Source organism: Cellvibrio sp. QJXJ, assembly GCF_024452345.1.
Lineage (GTDB): Bacteria > Pseudomonadota > Gammaproteobacteria > Pseudomonadales > Cellvibrionaceae > Cellvibrio.
Genome location: NZ_CP101662.1, coordinates 4,073,016 through 4,095,187 on the forward strand (window position 1 = coordinate 4,073,016; position 22,172 = coordinate 4,095,187).

At 50.3% G+C, this 22,172-nt stretch carries 25 protein-coding genes; 5 read left to right on the top strand and 20 right to left on the bottom strand.

What is annotated here, in order from left to right:
- Positions 1-14 precede the first annotated feature (14 nt).
- From NNX04_RS17610 to NNX04_RS17660, 11 genes are all read right to left on the bottom strand, one after another.
- Positions 15-878 carry a sugar phosphate isomerase/epimerase family protein gene (locus tag NNX04_RS17610; RefSeq protein ID WP_151056082.1) on the bottom strand — a complete coding sequence of 288 codons (864 nt, stop codon included), beginning with the start codon at positions 876-878 and terminating at the stop codon, positions 15-17.
- A gap of 21 nt (positions 879-899) precedes the next feature.
- Positions 900-2,633, bottom strand: a complete 1,734-nt coding sequence (locus NNX04_RS17615; protein WP_007645093.1) for a GMC oxidoreductase — start codon at positions 2,631-2,633, stop codon at positions 900-902.
- A gap of 94 nt (positions 2,634-2,727) precedes the next feature.
- Entirely contained in the window at positions 2,728-3,336 is a 609-nt protein-coding gene (locus tag NNX04_RS17620) for a gluconate 2-dehydrogenase subunit 3 family protein (RefSeq protein ID WP_261946645.1), read from the bottom strand.
- A gap of 330 nt (positions 3,337-3,666) precedes the next feature.
- Positions 3,667-4,443, bottom strand: a complete 777-nt coding sequence (locus NNX04_RS17625; protein ID WP_261946646.1) for an alpha/beta fold hydrolase — start codon at positions 4,441-4,443, stop codon at positions 3,667-3,669.
- A gap of 11 nt (positions 4,444-4,454) precedes the next feature.
- Positions 4,455-5,549, bottom strand: a complete 1,095-nt coding sequence (locus NNX04_RS17630) for a DUF2817 domain-containing protein (protein WP_007645090.1) — start codon at positions 5,547-5,549, stop codon at positions 4,455-4,457.
- A gap of 121 nt (positions 5,550-5,670) precedes the next feature.
- Entirely contained in the window at positions 5,671-6,057 is a 387-nt protein-coding gene (locus NNX04_RS17635) for a YciI family protein (protein ID WP_007645088.1), read from the bottom strand.
- Positions 6,058-6,104: 47 nt separating this feature from the next.
- Positions 6,105-6,509, bottom strand: coding sequence for a VOC family protein (locus NNX04_RS17640; protein WP_261946647.1), 405 nt, complete (start codon positions 6,507-6,509; stop codon positions 6,105-6,107).
- 31 nt (positions 6,510-6,540) lie between these two features.
- A complete protein-coding gene (locus NNX04_RS17645; protein ID WP_225318568.1) occupies positions 6,541-6,906 on the bottom strand; it encodes a DUF1428 domain-containing protein in 366 nt (121 codons plus the stop codon).
- 91 nt (positions 6,907-6,997) lie between these two features.
- Positions 6,998-8,236, bottom strand: a complete 1,239-nt coding sequence (locus NNX04_RS17650; protein ID WP_261946648.1) for an RNA polymerase sigma factor — start codon at positions 8,234-8,236, stop codon at positions 6,998-7,000.
- A gap of 183 nt (positions 8,237-8,419) precedes the next feature.
- On the bottom strand, positions 8,420-8,728 hold the full coding sequence (locus NNX04_RS17655) for a type II toxin-antitoxin system RelE/ParE family toxin (protein ID WP_261946649.1): 309 nt from the start codon (positions 8,726-8,728) through the stop codon (positions 8,420-8,422).
- Complete coding sequence (locus NNX04_RS17660; protein WP_007645078.1) at positions 8,716-8,973, bottom strand: type II toxin-antitoxin system Phd/YefM family antitoxin; 258 nt, start codon at positions 8,971-8,973, stop codon at positions 8,716-8,718. Before NNX04_RS17660 ends, NNX04_RS17655 begins: the two co-directional genes overlap by 13 nt.
- A gap of 437 nt (positions 8,974-9,410) precedes the next feature.
- Between NNX04_RS17660 and NNX04_RS17665 the strand changes: the two genes are divergently transcribed.
- Positions 9,411-10,235 (top strand): hypothetical protein, encoded by an 825-nt coding sequence (locus NNX04_RS17665; protein ID WP_040393321.1) that lies wholly within the window; start codon positions 9,411-9,413, stop codon positions 10,233-10,235.
- Positions 10,236-10,316: 81 nt separating this feature from the next.
- Here the strand turns inward: NNX04_RS17665 and NNX04_RS17670 are convergent, their stop codons facing one another.
- The 3 genes from NNX04_RS17670 to gnd all read right to left on the bottom strand — a co-directional run bounded on the left by NNX04_RS17670 (position 10,317) and on the right by gnd (position 12,942).
- Entirely contained in the window at positions 10,317-10,916 is a 600-nt protein-coding gene (locus NNX04_RS17670; protein ID WP_261946650.1) for a GNAT family N-acetyltransferase, read from the bottom strand.
- 79 nt (positions 10,917-10,995) lie between these two features.
- Positions 10,996-11,394, bottom strand: coding sequence for a fosfomycin resistance glutathione transferase (gene fos, locus NNX04_RS17675; protein WP_261946651.1), 399 nt, complete (start codon positions 11,392-11,394; stop codon positions 10,996-10,998).
- Positions 11,395-11,487: 93 nt separating this feature from the next.
- Positions 11,488-12,942 carry a decarboxylating NADP(+)-dependent phosphogluconate dehydrogenase gene (gnd, locus tag NNX04_RS17680; RefSeq protein WP_007645070.1) on the bottom strand — a complete coding sequence of 485 codons (1,455 nt, stop codon included), beginning with the start codon at positions 12,940-12,942 and terminating at the stop codon, positions 11,488-11,490.
- A 361-nt stretch (positions 12,943-13,303) separates the two neighbouring features.
- Between gnd and NNX04_RS17685 the strand changes: the two genes are divergently transcribed.
- Both NNX04_RS17685 and NNX04_RS17690 read left to right on the top strand, forming a co-directional pair.
- Positions 13,304-13,543: a CopG family ribbon-helix-helix protein gene (locus NNX04_RS17685; RefSeq protein ID WP_007645066.1), complete on the top strand. Its 240-nt coding sequence runs from the start codon at positions 13,304-13,306 to the stop codon at positions 13,541-13,543.
- Positions 13,533-13,829: a type II toxin-antitoxin system RelE/ParE family toxin gene (locus NNX04_RS17690; protein WP_261946652.1), complete on the top strand. Its 297-nt coding sequence runs from the start codon at positions 13,533-13,535 to the stop codon at positions 13,827-13,829. Before NNX04_RS17685 ends, NNX04_RS17690 begins: the two co-directional genes overlap by 11 nt.
- Here the strand turns inward: NNX04_RS17690 and queG are convergent.
- Positions 13,826-14,956, bottom strand: a complete 1,131-nt coding sequence (gene queG / locus NNX04_RS17695; RefSeq protein ID WP_261946653.1) for a tRNA epoxyqueuosine(34) reductase QueG — start codon at positions 14,954-14,956, stop codon at positions 13,826-13,828. The genes NNX04_RS17690 and queG overlap by 4 nt on opposite strands.
- A gap of 160 nt (positions 14,957-15,116) precedes the next feature.
- Here queG and NNX04_RS17700 point away from each other — a divergent pair, with 160 nt between their 5' ends.
- Both NNX04_RS17700 and NNX04_RS17705 read left to right on the top strand, forming a co-directional pair.
- Positions 15,117-15,857 carry an SIMPL domain-containing protein gene (locus tag NNX04_RS17700; protein ID WP_007645060.1) on the top strand — a complete coding sequence of 247 codons (741 nt, stop codon included), beginning with the start codon at positions 15,117-15,119 and terminating at the stop codon, positions 15,855-15,857.
- 204 nt (positions 15,858-16,061) lie between these two features.
- Positions 16,062-16,952, top strand: coding sequence for a substrate-binding periplasmic protein (locus NNX04_RS17705; RefSeq protein WP_261946654.1), 891 nt, complete (start codon positions 16,062-16,064; stop codon positions 16,950-16,952).
- A gap of 29 nt (positions 16,953-16,981) precedes the next feature.
- On the opposite strand, the gene NNX04_RS17710 is transcribed toward NNX04_RS17705, so the two are convergent.
- From NNX04_RS17710 to NNX04_RS17730, 5 genes are all read right to left on the bottom strand, one after another.
- Positions 16,982-17,695, bottom strand: coding sequence for a LytR/AlgR family response regulator transcription factor (locus tag NNX04_RS17710; RefSeq protein WP_007645056.1), 714 nt, complete (start codon positions 17,693-17,695; stop codon positions 16,982-16,984).
- A 35-nt stretch (positions 17,696-17,730) separates the two neighbouring features.
- Positions 17,731-18,789 carry a sensor histidine kinase gene (locus tag NNX04_RS17715; RefSeq protein WP_007645054.1) on the bottom strand — a complete coding sequence of 353 codons (1,059 nt, stop codon included), beginning with the start codon at positions 18,787-18,789 and terminating at the stop codon, positions 17,731-17,733.
- Positions 18,786-19,718 carry an alpha/beta fold hydrolase gene (locus tag NNX04_RS17720; RefSeq protein WP_261946655.1) on the bottom strand — a complete coding sequence of 311 codons (933 nt, stop codon included), beginning with the start codon at positions 19,716-19,718 and terminating at the stop codon, positions 18,786-18,788. The genes NNX04_RS17715 and NNX04_RS17720 overlap by 4 nt, the downstream gene beginning before the upstream one ends.
- Before the next feature lie 162 nt (positions 19,719-19,880).
- Positions 19,881-20,279 (bottom strand): PilZ domain-containing protein, encoded by a 399-nt coding sequence (locus NNX04_RS17725; RefSeq protein ID WP_007645050.1) that lies wholly within the window; start codon positions 20,277-20,279, stop codon positions 19,881-19,883.
- A 45-nt stretch (positions 20,280-20,324) separates the two neighbouring features.
- Positions 20,325-22,139: a DUF1631 domain-containing protein gene (locus tag NNX04_RS17730; RefSeq protein WP_261946656.1), complete on the bottom strand. Its 1,815-nt coding sequence runs from the start codon at positions 22,137-22,139 to the stop codon at positions 20,325-20,327.
- Between the last annotated feature and the right edge of the window lie 33 nt (positions 22,140-22,172).

Consider the following 22,172-nt stretch of genomic DNA (forward strand, 5'->3'; position numbering starts at 1 on the left):
CAAAGCGAAATCGCTTATTTCATATCGCTGATGACTTTTTGCAGGCCTTTGAGTGATGCCTCAACGCTTTGCATCGGGGTCATACCTTCAGGGTAGGATTCCTGCTCAACGACCAGCCACAGGGTGCCGCCGTAGGTTTTGTTGGCTTCGATCAGCGCTTTCCAGTCAGTGGTGTCCTGGCCGATGATCGGGTGCTCGGTATTGCCGGGTTTGGGCGCCGAGGCTTTGTAGTGGGTAGTAATGGTGCGACCGGGGTAAGCTTTGATAAAAGCGATAGGGTCTTTACCGGCCACTTCAGTCCAGCCCACATCCTGCTGCAACACGACTTCTTTGGTGGTGTTGGTGCCGATCACATCCCAGGGGGTCTCACCCATTTTGCCCAGCATTTCACCTTCGTGATTGTGGTAGCCGGTATGCATACCGTGGGGTGTGAGTTTGGTTTGAATTGCTGCTAGGTCAGCGGCAACTTCTTTGGCACCATCGGTAGTGAAGGCGCGCATATCCATTGGGATAATCAGGTATTTACAGTCGATCGCTTTGTAAAACGCGACAGTTGCATCAAAGTTTTCTGCATTCAACTTCTCAAAGGGTACGTGCGCGGCAGAGGCTTTGAGGCCGGTTTTATCCAAAAAGGCTTTCAGACCTTTGGGATCATTGGCGTAGGCGCCAAAATTGCCTGCGAACTCTACACCTTGAAAACCCATGGCTTTGAGTTTTTTCAAGGTGCCTTCAAAGTCTTTGGCGACGTCGTCTTTTACCGACCAGAGTTGCACGCTCAGTTGTGGTGAGGTCGGGGCCACATCGGCCGCCATGGCCGATAGGCTCACACTGGTGATAGCGGCCATGGTGAGTGCTTTTATTGTGTTGGACAGAGTCATAGTAGTTACCTTTTTGTGGATTTAAATCTTTCCGAGTTTAAGTTGTTGCACTGCGTAATCCGCCGCACGGGCGGTGAGTGCCATATAGGTCAGCGAGGGGTTTTGCGACGCGGATGAAGTCATACAAGCGCCATCGGTGACAAACAGGTTGGGCACATCGTGCGCCTGATTCCAGCCGTTAAGCACTGATGTTTTCGGATCTTTACCCATGCGTGCGGTGCCCATCTCGTGAATGGACAAGCCGGGATTCCAATCGCGTTTTGCGCGAATATCTTTTTTGACATCTTTCAAGCCAATGGCTTCCAACATGTTGGCGGCGGTATCGGCGATGTCTTCCATCATTTTCCAGTCGTTGTCGGAAAAGCTGCAGTCGATATGCAATTGCGGCATGCCCCATTTGTCTTTCAACGTGGGGTGCAGCGAAACCTGGTTTTCATAGCGCGGCAACATTTCGCCCGAGCCGCTCAGGTTGAAATACCAGGGGCCGGGCTGGCGGATGGCTGCTTTAAAGTCGGCGCCAAAACCGTCGCTCGTGCCAATGTGCTCCCAATTGGCGCGCTGGGCACCGGCCATGTAAAAGTAACCGCGTTTGAAGTTGGGGTTTTTCTCGTTGTAGTCGCGGAAGCGCGGCATGACTAATCCAATCGGGCGACGGCCGGAGTAGTAATCCTCCTCAAAACCTTCCACCCGCCCCATGGCACCGGCGCCGTAAAGGTGATCCATCAAGTAATGGCCGAGCGCGCCGGAGGAGTTGGCGATGCCGGTAGGGAAGCTCTCGCTGACCGAGTTGAGCATGATTTGCGTGGTGCCCAGCGTTGAGGCGCACAGGAAAATCACCTTGGCGAAATACTCGCGGGTTTCCAATGTCTCGGCATCAATCACCCGCACGCCGGTAGCGCGATTGGTTTTGGGGTCGTAAATCACACTGTGCACAATGCTGTTGGTGGCGATGGAGAGGTTGTTGGTCGCCAGCGCCGAGGGCAGGGTTGAACTTTGGGTGGAGAAATAGGCGCCAAAGGAACAACCTTTCTGGCACTCATTGCGCGCCTGGCACTGCAAGCGACCCTGCGCCAAATGGTGTGGTGCCGGTACCGACAAATGCGCAGTGCGGCCAATAATTAATTTACGCGTGCTCCATTTTTTTTCGATGCGCGCTTTCATTTCTTTTTCCACCGCGTTCATTTCAAATGGCGGCAGGAATTGGCTGTCGGGCAGGATCTCCAGATTTTCTGTGGAGCCACTAATGCCCGCGTGCAGCTCAACTTTGTCGTACCACTGCTCAATATCCTTGTAGCGAATCGGCCAATCCACGCCCTCGCCATCGCGCGCGTTGGAGTTAAAATCGTGATCGCTCCAGCGGTAGGACTGGCGATGCCAGAGCAGGGACTTGCCGCCTAATTGATTGCCGCGAATCCAGTCGAAGGGTTTGTCTTTGGGGGTGCTGTAGGGGAAGTCTTTGTCGTTGCCAAAAAAGTGTTTGGTGGCATCGTTAAAGGCGTAACATTTTTTCTGCACATAATGCTGTTCATCGACCAGGGCTTTTTCGACCGCGCCGCGAAACGGCATCTGCCAGGCTTTCAGGCCTTCGCCGATGTAATCCTTGCGGTGTTCCACTGGACGGCCGCGTTCAACCATCAGGGTTTTTAATCCTTTTTCAGTCAGTTCTTTCGCGGCCCAGCCACCGGCAATACCGGAGCCGACCACAATTGCATCAAACACTTCCTGGGTTTTGATGATGTAAATATTTTTTTCCATGATGTTATTTCACCAATTTAAAAGGCGTTGCCATCAGTGCGAATAGATAGCAAAACGAGTGGGGAGCAAAGCGGCATAGGAGTTGGCGGCAGGCTTAAAAATTCAGTGCCCAAGCCCGGCCTATCTCTTTGAGTTTGAAGTTGCCCTTATAGCCACCCGGAATGGCGAGGTAGGCCAGCTCCTGGGAGGCACCCGGCTCGGAGGTGTAGTAGCCAAACACCACCAGCGCCTTGAGCTGCTTCAAACCTTTGCGGTCGGCTTGGCTAAAGCCGTTTTGCGCTTGTTCCATGGCATTGAGCAACTGCAATTGCTGCGCCTTGGTGAGGGTTAAAAATGCCGTGTTAAATTCACTGCGTGCGCCCGCTTCTATGCGCGCCAGCGTGGCCAGCAGCTGTTGCTGCTCGGCGCTGCTCGCGCAATAGGCGGCGTAGTGATTCATAAAATCATGCACACCGGCGGCAATTGCGCCCGGGGTGTCGGTGGTGGGAATAATAATGTCGCCCAACTCGCGCAGCAGTTGTAATTGATCGCTGCTGAGCAGGGTCTTTTTGCGGCGGCTGAAATCGGTAGGGGCACTAAAGCTGGCGGCCAAGGCCGAGAGTGAACTGGCGGAGAGCGCCAAACCACAGGCCAACGCTAATTGTTTTAGGGCAGTGCGACGCGCTATGCCATCGCTGCCATAAGGCAGAGCAGAAAGGTTCATGGAGAGCCTCATAGTTATTGTGTGAACAGCTGTGTAAACGGTTATGTAAACCAGGGTTCAGATGCCGCGGCGGCTTATTATGGGGTTCTATATTGAACCTTCTCTCCAGCGCTTTACTCAATGCCATGCGTGCCTGAAATCATACCGCCCCAGAGTAAGGCAGATCGCAATTAGTGTAGAACCTGTCAGGGTTAAGCGGGGTCAATATTTGTAAATATGTAATCGTTTACAGTCGGGTAAAAAATGGTCTTTTACCGCTTATAAACAATCGTGATGATTGCCTGGTTAAGGCAATAAAAAGGGCATAATCCGCCCGTTCTATGGCTCTTGCTATGGCGCCTTCTGCAGCCACTGGGTGATCTGCTGCACTACCCAATGGCTGTCATCCATCGGTAAGTCGTGACCGGCAGTGGGGTGAATGCACAGCGGCCAGTGGAAGCGCTGTGCCAGAGCCTCGCTGGCGCGGATGGATACCAAACGATCCTGTTTGCTAGCGAGTATCAAACCCTGTGGGAAATGACTGATTTGCGGGATAAAACTCGCCGCTGCCTGCAGCATGGTGATGATGGTATCGCGGCTGACCGGGCGCTGCTGCTGAATCGCCAACCACTGCTGCAAGCGCTGTTGGTAATCCGCCAGTTGATTGCTGACTTTGCGCAGCACCAAGGCTTCGCGCTGGCGCTCCGGTAATAGCAGTGCCAGCAGCATGGTGAACCAGGCGCCGGGGCGCAGGCGCCACCAAAAGGGTTGATTGCCGGTGCTGGAGTTAATCAGTACCAAGCCCTGAATTTCCTGCGGAAATCGCTGCACCCAGTCCAGCGCCACCATGCCGCCCATGGAAATACCTAACAAATACACCGGCGCGCCAATTGATTCGCTCAGGGGCTGGCCAAGGTGCACGTGCAGCTCAGTGCGCGCGTGATCGGTCATGGCACTCACGGAAGTCAGGGCAGTTTCCTGGTGGTATTCGCCGCAGCCGGGGAAATCGATACAGTGAACCTCGCACTCTGTGCCGAGCGCTTGGCAAAGTTGTTGGCGCAGCTGGGCGGGGAACTCCAACCAATGGCCAGCTTCCCGCGCCAGCCCGCGCAATAAAACAAAATGCATGTTTATTTTCCTTAACTAAACCATAACTCATGGGCGCGTTGCGTCAGGTGGCGCGCACGTTCAGCATCGGGCAGCCAGCGCGAATGATTCAATGCCGCGCTCAACATAAAATCCAACAGCAATAAATGACGGCGCAATACCCGTGTGTGGCGATGCTGGGTTTGCGGGTTAAACAATCCCGCCATGTTGAATAATTGGCGCGGACTTTTTTTCACCCACAGCCAGGAACCCATCTCCAAGGTTAGCGGTAAAAAATAGGGTTGTTGTTGCGCGAGCGACAAATAATAAAAATAATCCCACAAGTCGCCGTGGGATAAATAATGAATCGATTGTGGCTCAAATAAATACGTGTGGTTTGGATAGCTGCGTTCCCATAAGGTTTTTAGCGCAACATAATCGGCGATATTGCCAATTGGCTGTTTGCGATAGGCGTGGGGAAACCAGAGCCGATCCTGCATGCCCAAACCCGAATGCAAATCCACCACTGTCGCAAACGGGCGATTTAAAATTTGGCGTCGCAATAATTTTTCCAGCGCGCTATTTTCGACTTCCATTTGCCCGCGCTTGCGCCCGCGATACCAGGGCAAAAATGGCCCGAGTCGATGGCCACCACCCAGCAGTGGCACGCGCCCTTCGGCATCAATCGGCGCATTACGATTTAAATCCACCCCATTGCCATTGGCGCGCTGATTTAAATACATGCCTACCGGGTTGAGAATCGGCATAAGCACCAACTGCACTTGCTGCAACTGGTGCTGCAGACCGCTATCCCATTGCAAACGCTCTAACAGTGACTGCAGCCAGGCAATTAATACCTGGCTGCCAATGCGTTCAATGCCGTGAATACCGGCGGTAAATAATACGGTCGGCGCCTTGGCTGCGCGTGAACCGAGTGTGATGGAATAAAGCGGGAAATCGATATTGTTGTACTGCACCGTTTGTTCGCAGCGAGCATGCAGCAGCGTGCTGTGCTCGCGGATCAGGCGCTCCAATTGTAAGAGTTCGGGAATTTTTTGTTTGAAGTCGCAGCGCAATTCTACACTGCGCAGGCCGGGGTGTGGCTCGCTGGGCGGCGCGGCGGCGTCGCTGGGGCTGTGCATATTCATTGCCAACTCATTCTTAAAGTACCGCTATAACAATCCTTAATGAATTGAGCATAGCGGCTTTTCGCGAAGAGTTTTTTACACTTTTGTGACCGTTGTGTGTGATGACCCACGCGCTGCGCGGTTACGCAAAATGCTGCACAAAACGTTCATCTTTTTCCGGGTCTAATTCCCGAATCGGGCGAACTTCAATGGTGCCGATGCGCGCCGGTGGAATTTTGCTCGCGAGTTGAATAGCTTCATTTAAATCGCGTGCATCCAGCAAATAAAATCCCGCCAACTGCTCTTTGGTTTCCGCAAAGGGGCCATCGGTAATCAGGGTTTTACCATCGCGAATACGCAAGCTGGTGGCGGTGGTGGTGGGGTGCAAGGCGTTGCCGCCCAGCATTTTTCCACTCGCGTGCAAACCGGCACCGCAGGCTTCGCACTCGCGGTTGAGCGCTTGCCATTCCGCCGCGCTCATGTTGTTAATAATATTTTCGTCGTAATACACCAGGCATAAATATTTCATCGCGGTGGTTGCTCCTCTGGTTGGTACTGCTTTGTTAATACCCTTGTTTACTGTTGAATGCTGTCCGGTTCCATAAACATCACTTCCCAGTGGTGCCCGTCCAAATCTTCAAAGCTGTGGTAGTACATAAAGCCGTGATCCTGTGCAGGCATAGGTGCAGTACCACCCGCTTCCCAGGCTTTTTTAACCATTTCATCCACCGCCGCGCGGCTGTCGCACGAAAGGCAAATAATCACTTCCTTAGTGGCGTGGCTATCGGCGATGGTTTTTTTAGTGAAGCCCTGAAAAAACGGCTCGGTTAATAACATGGCGTAAATGGTGTCGCTGATTACCATGCAGGCGGCTTGCTCGTTGGTAAATTGTGCATTAAACGAATAACCCAAATGGGCAAAAAACGCTTTGGATTTTTCCAGGTCTTTCACCGGTAAATTAATAAATACTTGCGTTGGCATAAATGAATTCCTTGTGAAGGCAAAAAGTGAATTATTGGTAGCGCACCAGCTCGCTAAAACCGCCGTAGGCCATACGTTTAAAATCAAACAGCGAATCGTTATTGCACATCTCTTTCAGACGCGGGTCGGCCATCACGGCGGCGTTAATTTTGTCGCGCGCCTCGCGTGAGGGGTACACAATCCACGCGAGCACAACAGTCTCGTTATCTTTACAACCGGCGGACTGTTTAAACGACACCATATCGGGAATGTTCAAGTCATCGCCCACGCATTCCCAATAGGCCAGGGCGCCGTGCTCCTTCCACACCGAACCGGCGAGGCTCGCCATTTTTTGATATTCAGCAATTTTTTCGGGGGCAATGGGCAGTAAAAAACCATCAACATAGTGAGTCATCATCTTTCTCCTTTCAGGGTGATTGGGATTTAACTACTGGGTAGTTGATTAATAGTCGATTGGATTGGCGGTATTTCGACAGCCGCCGAAAAAATTATTTCACCAGCGCCAAGCGGCGCTGCAAAAAACGTTGCTCGGCGGTCTGTTGGGTGAGCGAGAGCGCCGTTTCAAAAGCGGCGATGGCTGCCGTATGCTCGCCCAGTTGCTGCAATAGTTCGGCGCGCGCGGCGTGGGTGAGGTGATAATCTTTTAGTTGGCCACGCGCCAGCAGCGTATCAATTAAAGCCAATCCCGCTGCCGGCCCATCGCGCATCGCAATCGCCACTGCACGGTTTAACTCCACAATCGGGCTAGGGTTAATTTGCAGTAATAAATCGTAGAAACCCGCAATTTCCTGCCAGTCGGTGGCGGCAAAACTGGGCGCCTCGGCGTGCAGTGCGGCAATCGCCGCTTGAATACAATAGCTGTGCGCCTGACCGGTTGGCAGGGCGCGCTGGATTAACGCCGAGCCCTCGGCAATTTGCTCGCGGTTCCACAGCGCACGATCCTGATCCTCCAGGCGGATTAAATCACCTTGGGTATCCAGCCGTGCATGGCGGCGCGAATCCTGAATTAACATCAAGGCTAACAACCCCAAGGCCTCCGCTTCAGGCAGCAACTCCACCACCAAACGCCCAAGGCGAATGGCCTCCTGCGCTAATTCCTGGCGAATTAATTCACTGCCCGAGGAGGCGGAATAACCTTCGTTAAATACCAGATAAATAACCTGCAGCACCGCATCCAGCCGCGTGGGTAATTCACTGCGGGTGGGAATTTCATAGGGGATTTTGGCGTCGCGAATTTTATTTTTAGCGCGCACTATGCGCTGCGCCAAGGTGCTGGGGGTGGTGAGAAATGCGCGTGCTATAGCTTCTGTTGTCAGCCCGCACACTTCGCGCAAGGTGAGCGCCAGTTGCGCTTCCGGCGCGAGGCTGGGGTGGCAGCAGGTAAATATCAGCCGCAGCTGATCGTCCTCCAATAAATGCTCGTCCCAATCCTCGCTATCGCTAATCGCCGCTTCCAGTTCCTCCGCAATATCCACCAGCGCCGTTTGAAACCGCGCTCGTCGCCGCACATGATCAATCGCCTTAAAGCGCCCGGTCGATACCAACCACGCGCGCGGATTGTTCGGCACGCCATCCACCGGCCACTGCTGCAACGCCGCCGCAAATGCATCCTGCGTCGCCTCCTCCGCCAAATCAAAATCCTTCAGCAACCGAATCAACGTCGCCCGCACCCGCCGCGACTCGCTGCGATAAATGGCATTAATTTGAGTTTCGATACTGGCGGGCATAATTAATTAAATTCCATGCCAAAGGATTGATTTGTAAGTAGGTTGGCGGTGAGGAACGAACCCCAGTATGACTATTTTTCCGTAGATACCATTACTTAAATTCTTGCGCTGTTATTTTTTGTATAAATAAAAATTTGTGCCGTTTTCAATTGCGAATATTGCGGGGCATTCCTCACCTGTAGCCTACAGTGTTCCCCGCTCTATTAGAAATTTACGCAAGCTACGTTCTTCACGACACACATGCATAATATGAACGGTTTTTTTGTCTGTGCGGTAAAGTACCCGGCAGGGGGATGCTGTCAGCTCTCGATAATTCAGCTCAGGAATCGCTAAGGGAATTTTTCCCGATGTGGGGAATTGTTCAAGGCGTTCAACTTTGGCAAGAATATCCGCTACCAGTTCTGCGGCTGCAATGGGATTGCTCAGGGCGATGTATTCAGCGATTTCATTGAAGTCGTGAGCTGCGGCATTAGTCCATATTATTTCAGCCATTTCTTCAGCTTTTCCTTAGCTTGTGTGTGTGTTAATACGCGCCCTTCTAAAATATCCTTTTCACCGCGTGCTATTCCTTCTAATAGCTTCATGCGGTCAATCATAAATTCATAGTCTTCAACATCAACTAAGTAAGCTGAAGGCAAACCATGCTCGGTGATAAGCACAGGTTCTTTAGTGTCATGCAGCTCAGCCAAAATTTTGGTGGCTTCACGTTTTAGAGTGGTAACAAGCTCGGTTTTCATGGTCGCACCCAATAAGTGAGAGTGTCACTATAGTATCACTCTGTTTTTAAACAGGGCAAGCGTAGGTTGGCGGCTAAGCCGCGCAGGGTGAGGGGCGAACCCCAACATAATCATATATCCGCAACTACTAATGCCAAATTTGTGCACTGTTGTTTTTCTTATAAATAAAGTTATGTGTGAGAGTGATTACGAAAATTGGGGTTCTTTCCTTACTCAAATCTATGCGCTGTTTGAGGGTGAATTGCAGAAGTTGTATCAATAGTTTAGGAAAGCGATTGGCTAAAAGACTGAATCGCAGAATTCGGTTTTTTATTTCCTAATAATTGTATGTCCGCTTTGAGTATTGCTTTTGACAGAAAACTTCTATAATCCATTTGCCTGCATTTTTTGATGGAGGCAGAGGATTTTTAAGCAGGATAATTATCAGGAGCATATTTATGAAATTTAAAAAGGCTTTATGGAAAGGATTGTTTGCATTGTTTGGCTTAGCTAATATTGCAATTGCGGCACCAGAATCATTAATGACTATATCTCCAGGATCTGGTCAGTATGTATATCCACAGAAGTTTGATATATCTATTGATATTTCATCTTTGCAATACCTGCCCAGCCCCTTGGCTCCACCTTATTATGATCCGACATATCCTGGTTCATTTATTCGAATTAATGCTTTTGTTAACGGAGTTGATGCAACTTCATGGTTTAACGAGTGCATGCAGGAGTACAGTATTCCCGAATTTAATTCACGGTTGTTATTGTGCAAGGTTGTTGACCATACACCATTTCAACCGGGAACTAATGTTTTACGCGTTGAAATTTTTGACGGCATGGAAATTAATTATGCTGAAGTGGTTTATGAATTTCAGGCCGCACAGTTAGTAGCTAAATCTTTACCCTACCGATTAAATGTTCAAGGGCAAAGTGTTAATACATCAAGTGGTGTGCAGGTGAATTATGGTCAAGTAGTGCATATATCGGCCACTGGCACAGTTAACACTTGGCCTTCAAATCCATCATTTCCAATTTCTACACCCAGAGGCACACAAGTTTGTGCAAGTACGAGCACTTGTATAATGCCTAACGTTCCAGTGGGGGCATTGCTGGTAAAAATAGGTGCGTATGGTAGATGGATGTATGCAGGGACTAATTACAGATTGGTTGCAGATCGCCCGGGAGAATTGATTTTCGGTGTAAATGACAAATCTGAACAAGTTGCTACATCAGATAACATAGGTAGCTACCAGGTGACGATTAGTAAATAAAATTTGGTTGCACAATGAAAGAGCTGAATTGGCGCCAATTCGGCTCTTTTATCGACTGTAAATAAATGTAGAAATTTATAATCAATGCTCGAATGCCAACTTATACTCGAGTCCTTTCTTAACCGTTAACCATTCCTGATCAATAATCGAAAACACCACAGTGTCGCGGTAAATCCCTTCAGCATTTTTTTGATGATTGCGTAATATTCCATCCTGTTTTGCACCCAGCCGCGCAATTGCTGCGCGCGATGCCTGGTTATGCCAGTGGGTACGAAATTCTACGGCAATTGTGTTGAGTGTTTCAAAGGCATGCGTCAGCAATAAATATTTGCATTCAGTATTTGTGCCGGTTTTTTGAAATGACTTTGCGTACCAGGTGTAACCAATTTCGACGCGTTTATTCAGCGGGTCTGCATTGCAATAGCGAGTAGTACCGATAATTTTTTGCGAGGCATTTTCAATCACCACAAATAACAACGCGCGGCCGTTCGCTTGATCTGTGAATGCCTGATCAAGATAAGAATCAATGGTTTTGCTGTTTGGTACAGAGGTGTACCACAGGTTCCATAATTCACCATCGGCGGCGGCTTCAGCTAATCCACCAGCGTGCTCGCGTTGTAATGGCGCGAGGGTGACGAGGTTGCCTTTTAGTGTGGTTTCGTAAAGCCAGCTACTATTCATGGTATTCCTTTTGAATTTGTCGATTGGTTATTTCTTGTGAATGTGGGTTTGACAGCAATTCTCAGCAATAAAATTTTTATTAAAACCACACCAACCCTTTGTAGGGTTTTTCTTTCAATGAGTCTAAACGGGTTTGCAAATCGCCGCAGTGGATTTCCAATTTATGTCCATCGGGATCAAGGAAATACAAAGAATCACCTTCGCTGGTATTTTTCTTCCATTCAATGACATTCGCTTTGCGCAATTGCGCGGTGACTGTATTGAAATTATCCGCTTCGCAGTCGAGTGCGATATGCGAGTAGTCTTGGCTCGGGATTGCCGTGTCACAGGATAAGCAGAGCCATAAATCCCCCAAGCTTAAATAAACGCCTGCATCCCAACGGGCATGGGGTTTAAAACCCAATAGGCGGGTGTAAAAATCAAAAGAGGCATCAAGATTGTTGACTGCAATGGTGATGTGGTTGAGTCCGGTAAGCACTATCTCAATTCCTTAATTAGTTTTTATTTTGCAACAAAAAAGCCGAATCATTTCCGATTCGGCTTTTTTATTTCTCACACCGCGTTTAAAAACTTAAACGTTGTAAGTGGTCGATGCGGTGTTGCCGCCGCGTCCGGTCCAGTTGGTGTGGAAGAATTCACCGCGTGGTTTGTCGGTGCGCTCGTAGGTGTGCGCGCCGAAGTAGTCGCGCTGGGCTTGCAGCAGGTTAGCTGGCAAGCGGGCAGTGCGGTAGCCGTCGAAGTAGGTCAGGGCAGAAGTGATTGTTGGGGCGGGGATGCCGTTCACAATCGCAGCAGCAGCAACACGACGCCAGCCAGCTTGGGCTGCATCAACAGTCTTCGCGAAGTAATCATCCAACAGCAGGTTTTTCAATTCAGGATTCTTGTCGAATGCTTCTTTGATGTTGCCGAGGAAAGATGAGCGAATGATACAGCCGCCGCGCCACATTAAGGCGATGCCGCCGTAGTTCAAATGCCAGCCGTATTCTTTGGCGGCTTCGCGCATCAGCAAATAACCCTGTGCGTAAGAAATAATTTTTGATGCAAATACCGCGTTGCGCAAATCGTTGATAAAGGCTTGTTTGTCGCCAGTGAAATTCACCGCTGGGCCTTTAATGACTTTTGCGGCTTCAACACGTTCTGCTTTTTGTGATGACAAGCAACGCGCAAATACCGCTTCAGAAATCAGGGTGAGAGGAACACCTAAATCCAGTGCGATGACACCAGTCCACTTGCCAGTACCTTTTTGACCGGCGGTGTCGAGGATTTTCTCAACCAGAGGTTCGCCGTCTTCGTCTTTATAGGCAAGGATGTCGCGGGTAATTTCGATCAGGTAGGAATCGAGTTCGCCTTTGTTCCACTCGGCAAATACTTCGTGCATTTCGTCTGCGCTCAGGCCGACTACTTCTTTCAGCAATTGGTAGGCTTCGCAAATCAATTGCATATCGCCGTATTCGATACCGTTGTGCACCATTTTTACAAAGTGGCCCGCGCCGTTCTCGCCAACCCAGTCACAGCAAGGTGAGCCGTCATCCACTTTGGCGGAGATGCTTTGGAAAATGTCTTTTACAAATGGCCAGGCTTCGGGTGAACCACCGGGCATGATGGATGGGCCAGTCAACGCGCCTTCTTCACCACCGGAAACACCGGTGCCGATAAAGCGCAAACCTTTGCTCGCCAAATAAGCGGTGCGACGGTCGGTATCGGGGAAGTGGGTGTTGCCGCCGTCGATAATAATATCGCCAGCTTCCAGGTGTGGAATCAGTTGTTCGATGAAATCGTCTACTGCTTTACCAGCCTTAACCATCAGCATAATTTTGCGTGGCTTAGCGAGTGACGCTACCAATTCTTCAATCGAGCGTGCGCCGCGAATGGTTTTACCTGCAGCGCGGCCAGCGATGAAGCTGTCTACTTTTTCTACTGAGCGGTTGTAAGCGGTAACTGTATAGCCTTTGCTAGCCATGTTCAGGATGAGGTTTTCGCCCATCACGGCCAAGCCAACCAAGCCTATATCGGAAAGTGGTTTCATAGTAGTAATAGCCTATCGTTGTGGTTGATGTCCTACCCGGGAGAACCTTGCAACAGGGGCAGTTCCGGCAGCGAATGTCACCAAACTGTGATCCTGCGGCGTTCAGGGAGCAGTGATTGACCGATTTCAATCCTTATAGTGCAGTTCTTGATAACTGTATCTGTCCAGCCTGCCGCACTTTTTGAAGGGTGCGTATTATTCCTGTTTGCGCGCCAAAAAAATAGCCGACCGGCCCATTCTTCTGGCTATTTTGGCGATTGATTGTGGCAATGCTCCTCCTTTGAGTTCTGAAATTGGCGCATGACAAGGTGGCAAGGTGTGGCCTATAGTTGAGGTTGCATGAGAACCTCGGAGAATCAGTATGAGTTTAAAAGCGACGTCGGTTAGATTGGATGATGAAACCCTTGAGCGGGTGGGAAAGATGGCAGAGGCCATGGATAGGCCACGCGCTTGGTTGATGGCGCACGCAATCAAGCAGTTTGTAGAGCGTGAAGATTGGTTTATTCGCGAAGTAGAAAAAGGTGTGAGCGCGGCTGACAAGGGCCAGTTGGTTGATCACGCGGAGCTTAAAGCCAAATGGGAGGCCAAGCGTGCAACTTAAATGGACTGATTTAGCGGAAAAGGATTTGGACAATATTGAAACCTACATCGCCACCGAAAACAGCCCTCTTGTCGCGGTGGATGTTGTACTTAAAGTGCTCAATAGTTGTGAATTGATTTTACTCAAGCATCCTCAAGCTGGCCGACCCGGTCGTGTTAGTGGTACCCGCGAGCTAGTGATTAACGGTATCCCGTTAATTGTCGTCTACCGCATTGTTGATCGGTTGGATCAATTGCAAATTTTGCGTGTATTGCATGATGCGCAGCAGTGGCCTGTGGGTGATTAATCCTCGCGTTTGATTTTCCGTTTGCGCCGCCGCTCAGGCTTGGCCTGTTGCGCCAACGCCCACTCGATATGTTCTTGTACCAACTCCGAGCAAGACTCTTTTTTGGCGGTTAATGCCGCAACAATCCGCGCATCACTCGGCGCATTCCCCAAGCCTACAGCGATATTGCGCAGCCAGCCTTCATGGCCCACGCGGCGAATGGCGGAGCCTTCGGTTCTTGCTAAAAATTCGTCTTCGGTCCAATTAAACAGGTCGACCAAATCGCTATCGGCCAGGCCGTGGCGCGGTAAAAAATCGGTCTCGCCGCTGAATTGTGCGTATTTATTCCAGGGGCAGATGGCTTGGCAGTCGTCGCAGCCGAAAATGCGGTTGCCGATGGGTTCGCGGAATTCTTCGGGAATTGCGCCTTTGTTTTCGATAGTTAAATAGGAGATGCAGCGGCGTGCGTCCAGTTCGTAGGGGCGTGGAAAGGCATCGGTGGGGCAGACTTTTAAGCAAGCGGTGCATTCACCGCATTGATTTATTTGCTCGGGTTGATCAATCGGTAAGGGCACGAAGGTGTAAATCTCGCCGAGGAAAAACCAACTGCCTGCGTCGCTATTAATAATGAGGGTGTGTTTGCCCGTCCAGCCTAACCCGGCTTTTTCGGCCAGCGGGCGTTCCATTACTGGTGCGCTATCCACAAAGGCGCGGTTTTGGCCTTTAAGGGGCCCATTGTCTTTGAAAGGATGGTCTTCTGGCAGCGCATCATCAATTTTTTGCGCCAGAATACTCAGGCGTTTGCGGATGAGTTTGTGATAATCCCGCCCTAAGGTGTAGCGCGAAATATAGGCTTTGGTCGGGTCTTTGAGGATTTTGATTTGCTGGGTGTCGCCGGGTAAATAATCCATGCGCACGGAAATGACCCGCACCGTGCCGGGCAATAATTCTGCCGGGCGCGAACGTTTATTGCCGTGGGCGGCGAGCCATTCCATGCTGCCGTGATAACCCTTGGCCAGCCATTCCTGCAGGCGATCTTCTGCCTCGGCCAAATCGATATCGGTAATGCCCACCTGCTGAAAGCCCAGTTCGCGGCCCCAGAGTTTGATGTTGTCGGCAAGTTGATGGAGATTGAGTGAGCTGGACATGGTTGGCGCGTCAAAAGAAAAGTGCGTCATTTTGCCTGAAATCAGACGTCGTTACATTTTTAAACAGTTGAGTTGGCCGGTATTCAGGCTCAGCCGCTATAGTGCACTTCGTTTATCAAGCTTGTTTGTTAATTTGGTCGGTCAAAAAAAGGAGTCACCTGTGAAAGTAAATCATCGTTTTGGATTGTGGGCGCTGTTGAGTGCTGCTGCGCTGCTGAGCGCTAATGCTATGGCTACACCGCTGCCGCAACAGCCGCATGTGTACGTAGAGGGAGCGGCCGAGTTGGAAGTCGAGCCGGATATGATGGTATTTACCCTGAGCATTCAAACCGTGGATCTGGATTTGGCCAAAGCCAAGGCCGATGTGGATGCACGTTCCCGTTTGCTGATCGACACCCTGAAAAAGTTTGGCGTGAAAGCAGATGACATCGCGACTACCGCGTTGAACATTCGCCCCGAATATGACTACAAAGACAATCAGCGTGTATTGACCGGCAATAACGTATCGCGTCAGGTGGATATTAATTTGCGCGATTTAAAAAAATATCCCGAACTGATGAAGGCGCTCGTCGATGCAAAAGTGTCTGAAACCATCAACACCCAATTGACTTTGAGCGATAAAAAATCGGTTGAAGAAAAAGTGCAGACGGCGGCAATGAACGATGCCAAAGCCCGCGCGAGTCGCTTGGCTAAGGCCCAGGGCAGAGTGGTGGGCGACCCATGGTCCATTTCTGAATTTAATAATCGCGGCAATGAGCGCTGGGAACTGCGGCCTAATCGCGAGTTGATGGGCAGTTCTGCCAAGCTTGAGATGGTTCGTATGAGCGATTCCGCTGAACCCTTTGAGCCGGGGGTGATGAAAATTACTGCCCAGGTTTATGTGGTTTATTTGCTCAAATAAGCGCGCGGTTTTAAAAAAGTAGTTATAAAAACTGGCACCTAACGCGTGCCAGTTTTTTTTGCATTCGTTTTCATTGGTTTTTTCTGTTTCTTTTCGCGTCAGATTATCCGGCGCTATCTATACTCAAGCAGTTACAGACATAATTTTCTGTTTATAAATAAGATAAAAATCAGATGTCGTCCCGGTATTTTGCTTGAGGTCACTATGCTTACTCGTCCAATCAATTGCTGCGCAATTACCCTGTTGTCCTGCTGTGTGCTGGCCTTGCTCGCGCTATCGCCCACCAGTTTGGCACAGCAAACTAAACGTATTACGGTTATGCCTGCCATCACCGATATAGATCGCTATTCCGTGCGCATGTTGACCCTAGCCTTGGCGCGCGCTGACACCCAATATGAAATTATCCCCGACGCTGACGGCGGCCACCGCACTCAGGGGCGCTATATAGAAGATCTGCGGGCCGGGCGCATTGATGTGATGTGGGCCGCTTCTGATGCGAGCATTGAGGCGCAGGTGCCACCGGTGCGTATTCCCCTGTTAAAAGGCTTGCTGGGGCATCGCATTTTTTTAATTCACAAAAATAGCCAGCATAAATTCGATGCGGTAAATACGCTCGATGATTTAAAGAAATTAAAACTCGGGCAGGGCTCCACCTGGGCGGATACCAATATTTTGGAGAGTAACGGCCTCACGGTGGTGAAAACCCAAAAATACGACAACCTATTTTATATGCTCGACGGTGGCCGCTTTGATGCGTTTCCGCGGGGTGTGCAGGAACCCTGGGGCGAGGTCAATAAAATTCCCGGGCTGGAGTTGGCGGTAGAAAAGCGGTTGATGTTGGTTTACAAAATGCCATTTTATTTATTTGTGGCGCCTGACAACCAAGCGCTGGCACGGGATATCGAAAATGGTTTCAATGCGATGATCGCTGATGGGACTTTCGATTATGAATTTTTGAATGATCCCTCAATCAAAAAAGTCATTGACTTGGCCGACCTGAAAAACCGTAAGGTATTTTATTTGGATAACCCGGCGTTGCCCAAAGCCACACCGGTTGATCGCCCGGAACTGTGGCTGGATATTAATAGTTTGTAATCACGTCATGCGCTGCGTTTACTACTGATTTAAAATTCCATTCGCTGTTTCAGCTCGCGTGCTTGCCGACGCGAGCTGATCACCTCGGTCTTGTCCTGCATCACAATCATCAAACCATCGCCAATCCAGGGTTCGATGCGCTGGATAAAATTTAAATTAATCATTTCCTGGCGATTAGCGCGAAAAAACACAGTGTCATCCATTCGAGTTTCCACATAATTCAGCGAGCGCGGCAAGAGTGCACTCTGCGTATTGAAAAACACTCTCACATAATTTCCCTCCACTGCGACGCGGCTGATATCGCGAAATTTAACAAAGTGGCAGTGTTCACCCTCGCGGATAAAAACATGCTCGCTGGCGGTTTTGGGCGTGTGGGTTGGCGCTGAAATGTTTTGAGTCTGCTGGGTCAGTTTTTCCAGTGCGGCAGTCAACCGTTCCTGCGTTACCGGCTTTAATAAATAATCCAGTGCATTCACTTCAAAGGCGCGCAGGGCGTGCTGTTCATAGGCCGTGGTGAAGATGACCTTGGGGGTGTAATCGCATTGTTCGAGCAGGTCAAAACCGCTGCCATCGGGCAAGTTAATGTCGAGTAACAATAATTCCGGTTGTATTTCATTGATGAGTGCGATTGCAGATTGCACATCGCCCGCTTCCCCCGCCATCACATACTGGGCATGTTCCGCTAATAAGCCACACAATTCTTTGCGCGCCAAGCGCGAGTCATCAACAATAATTACTTTCATGTTCTAGTTCCAATTTTTTAGACCGGCAAACTTTTTTAGAGCGGTAAACGCACGCGGGCGATAATATTTTCGCCTAATTGCAAATCAAGTTTTGTACTCTCGCCAAAGGCAAGCGCTAACCGTTCACGCGCATTCGCCAGACCAATACCGTTACCTTGGTGTAGCGCCGGTAATTCCGCCGCGGGATTCTCCACTTCCAATAACCACTCGCTATTATTCAGCCGCTGCGCGCGCAGGCTTACCAAACCACCGGAACGACGTGCAGCAATACCGTGTTTGATTGCATTTTCTACCAGTGTTTGTACCAGAAGGGGCGGCACTTTGGCATCCAACAGCGAATCATCAATCACCAATTCATATTGCAAACGCTGTTCAAATTGCAAGGCTTCCAGTGCGAGATAACCGCGCACCCAATCCAGCTCTTCACGCAGCGGTACCGTGACATGCGCCTCCGCTTGTAACAAGCCTCGCAGTAAAGTGGCCAGGTCAGCCAAGCCTTGGCGCGCTGCGTGCGGATCTTCCAAAATTAATGCGCGCAGATTATTGAGTGAGTTAAATAAAAAATGAGAATTAATCTGGCTGCGTAAAAACTGCAATTCAATTTCGCGCAGTTTCGCCTGATCGCGCCAGTGGGCAATTTCTATCTCGCGCCGTTTTTTGAATTCGCTGCGCAGTAAATAGAGAACCGACCAGAGTATTAACATAATGGTGGTGTTAATGCTGTAGCCGATAAAACTGCCTGCGCTCACGGGCTGAATACCTGAGGAGGCAGTGGGAATAAATTGCAGTGTTGTATAAATAAATGCATGCAAAACCAACTGGACGACCATCGCCGCCAGCGGTAACAGCCAGAGTAAATGCAGGCATATTTTTACAAGCGAATAGGTAGGTTGAAAACGCTGATAAAGCGCGCGTAAGCCGTGGCTTGCGCCTCCCAGCAATAGCGATAAAACAATAAAAATCCCAACTGCAAACCCCGAAACACTACCCCAGGCACTGATGAATAGGATATTCATCAGTAGGTAGCTGCCCCAAAAAAATAATTGCGCCAGTAAATACTGGCGCGAGTAATTAGTGATATGGCCTTGATTCATTTTGCGCTCAAAAATTCGCTTATTTGTTGGTTGACCCAGTTGCCATCATCCCAGGTTAGAAAGTGGTAGCCGGTGTCGGACATGCGTATATCAACATTCTTCAGTTTTTTATACTGCTGTTTATAAATGCCAGCGGTACTGTCTTTGGTTGCACCGTAGGTTTTATAAGCTGCCCATGCACCCAATACCAACGTGGGTTGTTGGATTGCGGCAATATCGTTGCGCAGATCGGTGGTCATGAGGGCGACCATTGCTTGTGTCGTGGTTGTGCGGTCGCTACTTTTGCTCCACTCGATTAATAGCGGCAAATGCGCCGGATTATTACTCATACCTTGCATATGCGCTGCTGCACTTTTTTCATAATCTGCTTGGCTTTGGTTGTTCATCATCGCGCGCATTTGCTCTGCTTGTGGGCGCATCAGCTCGGCGGTCAACGTGGGATTTTGAATCGCCGGGTAAAATGGCAGCGCATCGACAATCACTATTTTATCAATCAGTTCTGGCGCTTGCAGCGCGAGCATCAAACTGAGCGTGCCGGCCAAACTATGCCCCACTAGAGTTACCTTGTGTAGTTTATGCGTGTTGATATACACCAGAACTTCATCGCGCATGGCGACTAAAAAATCCTGTTGCAAATCCGGTACGGCAGGGTGACCCGCAAAACCGGGTAACTGCAACAAATGGCATTGATAGTTTTGTTGGAAGTAATTGCAGGTAGCGCGAAAGGTTTCTTTGCCGCTGTTGAGGCCCGGAATAAAAATTAGCGCTGGACCAGTACCTTTGGTTTCAGCCGATAATGCACTCTTGGGTTTATTGGACGGCATTGTTTCGCCGTAACTTTGATTGGACGACAACACACTTGCCAGAACGGCAATGATGATCGCGGTGAGTACGCCCATGTTCAACCCACTTCTTTTTTTGCACAACATATATTGCTCCCTAATTCTGACGTTGATTTGATTAACTCAACATCACTCTATGAGCAGTACAAAAGACGCGGGGCAGGTTTCGTGGCAATGGTTGTACACCGTGGCTAGCGGTCAAAATGGTTGTTGAGCGGCGCGCTAGAAAACAGGGGTTGAGGCAACCGACTAATCGGCACAACGCTGCGCAATAAATTCCTTCCATTCCACAATATCGGTTCCGGCGGAATCAAACAGGCTCAAACCAATCAAAAAGTCGCCATCATCGCCGTAGGGGCGACACCATTTCACTTCAGTGACCAATAAAAATTGCCGGTCACTCGCGGCATCGCGAATACAGCAGCGCAAAATATTGTCGGTGGGTACAGCTTGCGGTGCTATGGCGCGCAGGCCGTTGGCGGAAATATCCAGGCTGTTGCTAACCACCAGTGTGGGCTCGCTGTCGGCGGGGCTGTCGAGTTCAATAATTACCGTGAGTTGATTGTTCAGGCGATATTCCTGACGCTGCTCTTCCGGTTGTTTTTCCTGTTGCTCCGGCGAATGTTTTTGTGTCTCGTTATTATTCATAGTGATCTTCCTGTACACCGCTAGGGTTAATTGTTATAGCGCGGGTTAATTGACATCGCGACGTAAACCGCGAATCACTTTGGCGAGTTGTTCTTCAAAGTTGTCACCGTTGCGCAACACTTTTAACTCGCCACTAATCAGTTGTTGCACCAGTTGTTCGCGGCTGTATTCGGCAACTTTGCGCCCAACCTGATCAGCGAAAATATATTTGCCCGTGGCACCAATAATCACCGAGAGTTTGGCGCGCAGGCCGGGGGCGGTGCTGGCGTTATTAATTTCCAGCCAGGCACCTACTTGTAACTCATTTGCCGTTGTCGCTGCTGTCTGTTCACGTTGCAGGGCTTCTGCGGCTTGCGCTGCTTCCCGCTCGCGGGTGAGGCGCGCTTGTTCGGCGGCTTGTTCAGCGGCGCGGCGCTGCTGTTCGTCGGCGAGCAAACGGGCTTCGGCCATGGCTTTGTGCGCGGCGGCCTGGCGTGCGTCCAACTCGGCTTGCAGGCGCGCTTGCTCCGCCTGACGCTCGCGCTCAGCCGCTTCCTTCAGTGCTTCTTGCTCCGCCATAAAGGCGCGCACGAGTGCTTCGGCTTTTTGTTTTTGTTTGAGCAGTTGGACTTTTACGCACTGATTAGCTTGAGTAATGAGTGCTGTGAGTTGCTGCTCAATAATCATTCCCAGCGGTGTTAACTGCAATGGCTGGGCGAGACCGGTGGAGAGGCAGAGAGCAAAATCCTTATTGGTTTTGCTCATTACCTTGCGCCCAGTGTGATCGACAAATAGCAGTTGGTCGAGGTTGGCATCCTTGAGTACCAATTTGCAGCGAATCGCCTCCTGATCATCGCCGCGCATCACAATCCAATCGCCCAGCTTCACCGTTTCGGTGGCCTGTAATAGCGCCAGTGGTACCTTGGTGTTGGCGGTGGTTTGACCGTCGGGCAGCGGCAGTGCAGGGAAGAGGGCGATCTCTTGTGGTTGCTTTTGTATCGCCATCATCAAGCACTGGCTGAGCTGGTCGACTAGCTGTTGGTAGGCTTGGGTGTTGCTGGTGGTGTGTGCAAGGCTGCGCTCCAGTTCAGTGAGCAATGCCGGAATTTGGCTATAGAGCTGTTGATCATCAACCTGAATATTGCCATGTGAAAATAGTTGCCCCAGTGAGGGCAAGATGCGCTGCCAGTGCACCCAGAGTGGCAGCTCGTTCAATGCGGTGGCTGGTGTATTGAACGCCCAGTATTGCAATTCGCTTTTGAGACTGAGGGTGATGGCTGAATGCAGATCGAGTGGCAGTGGGCGCTGCGCCAGATGATTATTGAGCAGTGTCACTACCCGTGTTTGCGCGAGTGTAAGCTTCTGGTTGCCCAGTTCGGTTTCGCACAGGCGACTCTCCAGCAGTGCGGCGCGTTTGTCTTCACTGGCGAGCCACTGGCTAAATTCGCTCAGTGCACTCTCGGGAGCAGTTTTGTTTTGCCAGTGCGCCGTCAGGGTATTGAGGAGACTACTGATTCGATCATAGAACTGCTGGCTGGGTTTGGCATCGCGCGCATACCAGTGACTGGCGGCGGGCAGTATCGATTCCAAGGTGCGGCGCAAAGGGTGATCGATGTCGCTGTAAAAGCGGTCGTCCTGTGCAATTTGTGCGACCAGAGCAGTTTCAACAGCGGCAAACAGCGGCAGTAGTTGCAGATCCAACTGTGGTCGGGCAATTAGCTGGCGATAGACCCGAGTCGCCAATTCCTGACGTAGCTCGTCTGGCGTTCTTGTATCGATCGTTTTATCGCTGGCGGCCGGAGTGTTGGCGAGGGTGGCAAGGGCGTCACCGAGTTGATTGCCATCACCGCGCAAAATAGCCTGTACATCAAAACTGGGCATGAGGGTCTCTTGGTATCTGCTGCGGCCTTCAAT

Coding starts and splice junctions, on each gene's coding strand:
- NNX04_RS17610 (WP_151056082.1), bottom strand. CDS start 878: ATGACTCTGTCCAACACAATAAAAGCACTCACCATGGCCGCTATCACC.
- NNX04_RS17615 (WP_007645093.1), bottom strand. CDS start 2,633: ATGGAAAAAAATATTTACATCATCAAAACCCAGGAAGTGTTTGATGCA.
- NNX04_RS17620 (WP_261946645.1), bottom strand. CDS start 3,336: ATGAACCTTTCTGCTCTGCCTTATGGCAGCGATGGCATAGCGCGTCGC.
- NNX04_RS17625 (WP_261946646.1), bottom strand. CDS start 4,443: ATGCATTTTGTTTTATTGCGCGGGCTGGCGCGGGAAGCTGGCCATTGG.
- NNX04_RS17630 (WP_007645090.1), bottom strand. CDS start 5,549: ATGAATATGCACAGCCCCAGCGACGCCGCCGCGCCGCCCAGCGAGCCA.
- NNX04_RS17635 (WP_007645088.1), bottom strand. CDS start 6,057: ATGAAATATTTATGCCTGGTGTATTACGACGAAAATATTATTAACAAC.
- NNX04_RS17640 (WP_261946647.1), bottom strand. CDS start 6,509: ATGCCAACGCAAGTATTTATTAATTTACCGGTGAAAGACCTGGAAAAA.
- NNX04_RS17645 (WP_225318568.1), bottom strand. CDS start 6,906: ATGATGACTCACTATGTTGATGGTTTTTTACTGCCCATTGCCCCCGAA.
- NNX04_RS17650 (WP_261946648.1), bottom strand. CDS start 8,236: ATGCCCGCCAGTATCGAAACTCAAATTAATGCCATTTATCGCAGCGAG.
- NNX04_RS17655 (WP_261946649.1), bottom strand. CDS start 8,728: ATGGCTGAAATAATATGGACTAATGCCGCAGCTCACGACTTCAATGAA.
- NNX04_RS17660 (WP_007645078.1), bottom strand. CDS start 8,973: ATGAAAACCGAGCTTGTTACCACTCTAAAACGTGAAGCCACCAAAATT.
- NNX04_RS17665 (WP_040393321.1), top strand. CDS start 9,411: ATGAAATTTAAAAAGGCTTTATGGAAAGGATTGTTTGCATTGTTTGGC.
- NNX04_RS17670 (WP_261946650.1), bottom strand. CDS start 10,916: ATGAATAGTAGCTGGCTTTACGAAACCACACTAAAAGGCAACCTCGTC.
- gnd (WP_007645070.1), bottom strand. CDS start 12,942: ATGAAACCACTTTCCGATATAGGCTTGGTTGGCTTGGCCGTGATGGGC.
- NNX04_RS17685 (WP_007645066.1), top strand. CDS start 13,304: ATGAGTTTAAAAGCGACGTCGGTTAGATTGGATGATGAAACCCTTGAG.
- queG (WP_261946653.1), bottom strand. CDS start 14,956: ATGTCCAGCTCACTCAATCTCCATCAACTTGCCGACAACATCAAACTC.
- NNX04_RS17705 (WP_261946654.1), top strand. CDS start 16,062: ATGCTTACTCGTCCAATCAATTGCTGCGCAATTACCCTGTTGTCCTGC.
- NNX04_RS17710 (WP_007645056.1), bottom strand. CDS start 17,695: ATGAAAGTAATTATTGTTGATGACTCGCGCTTGGCGCGCAAAGAATTG.
- NNX04_RS17715 (WP_007645054.1), bottom strand. CDS start 18,789: ATGAATCAAGGCCATATCACTAATTACTCGCGCCAGTATTTACTGGCG.
- NNX04_RS17720 (WP_261946655.1), bottom strand. CDS start 19,718: ATGTTGTGCAAAAAAAGAAGTGGGTTGAACATGGGCGTACTCACCGCG.
- NNX04_RS17725 (WP_007645050.1), bottom strand. CDS start 20,279: ATGAATAATAACGAGACACAAAAACATTCGCCGGAGCAACAGGAAAAA.
- NNX04_RS17730 (WP_261946656.1), bottom strand. CDS start 22,139: ATGCCCAGTTTTGATGTACAGGCTATTTTGCGCGGTGATGGCAATCAA.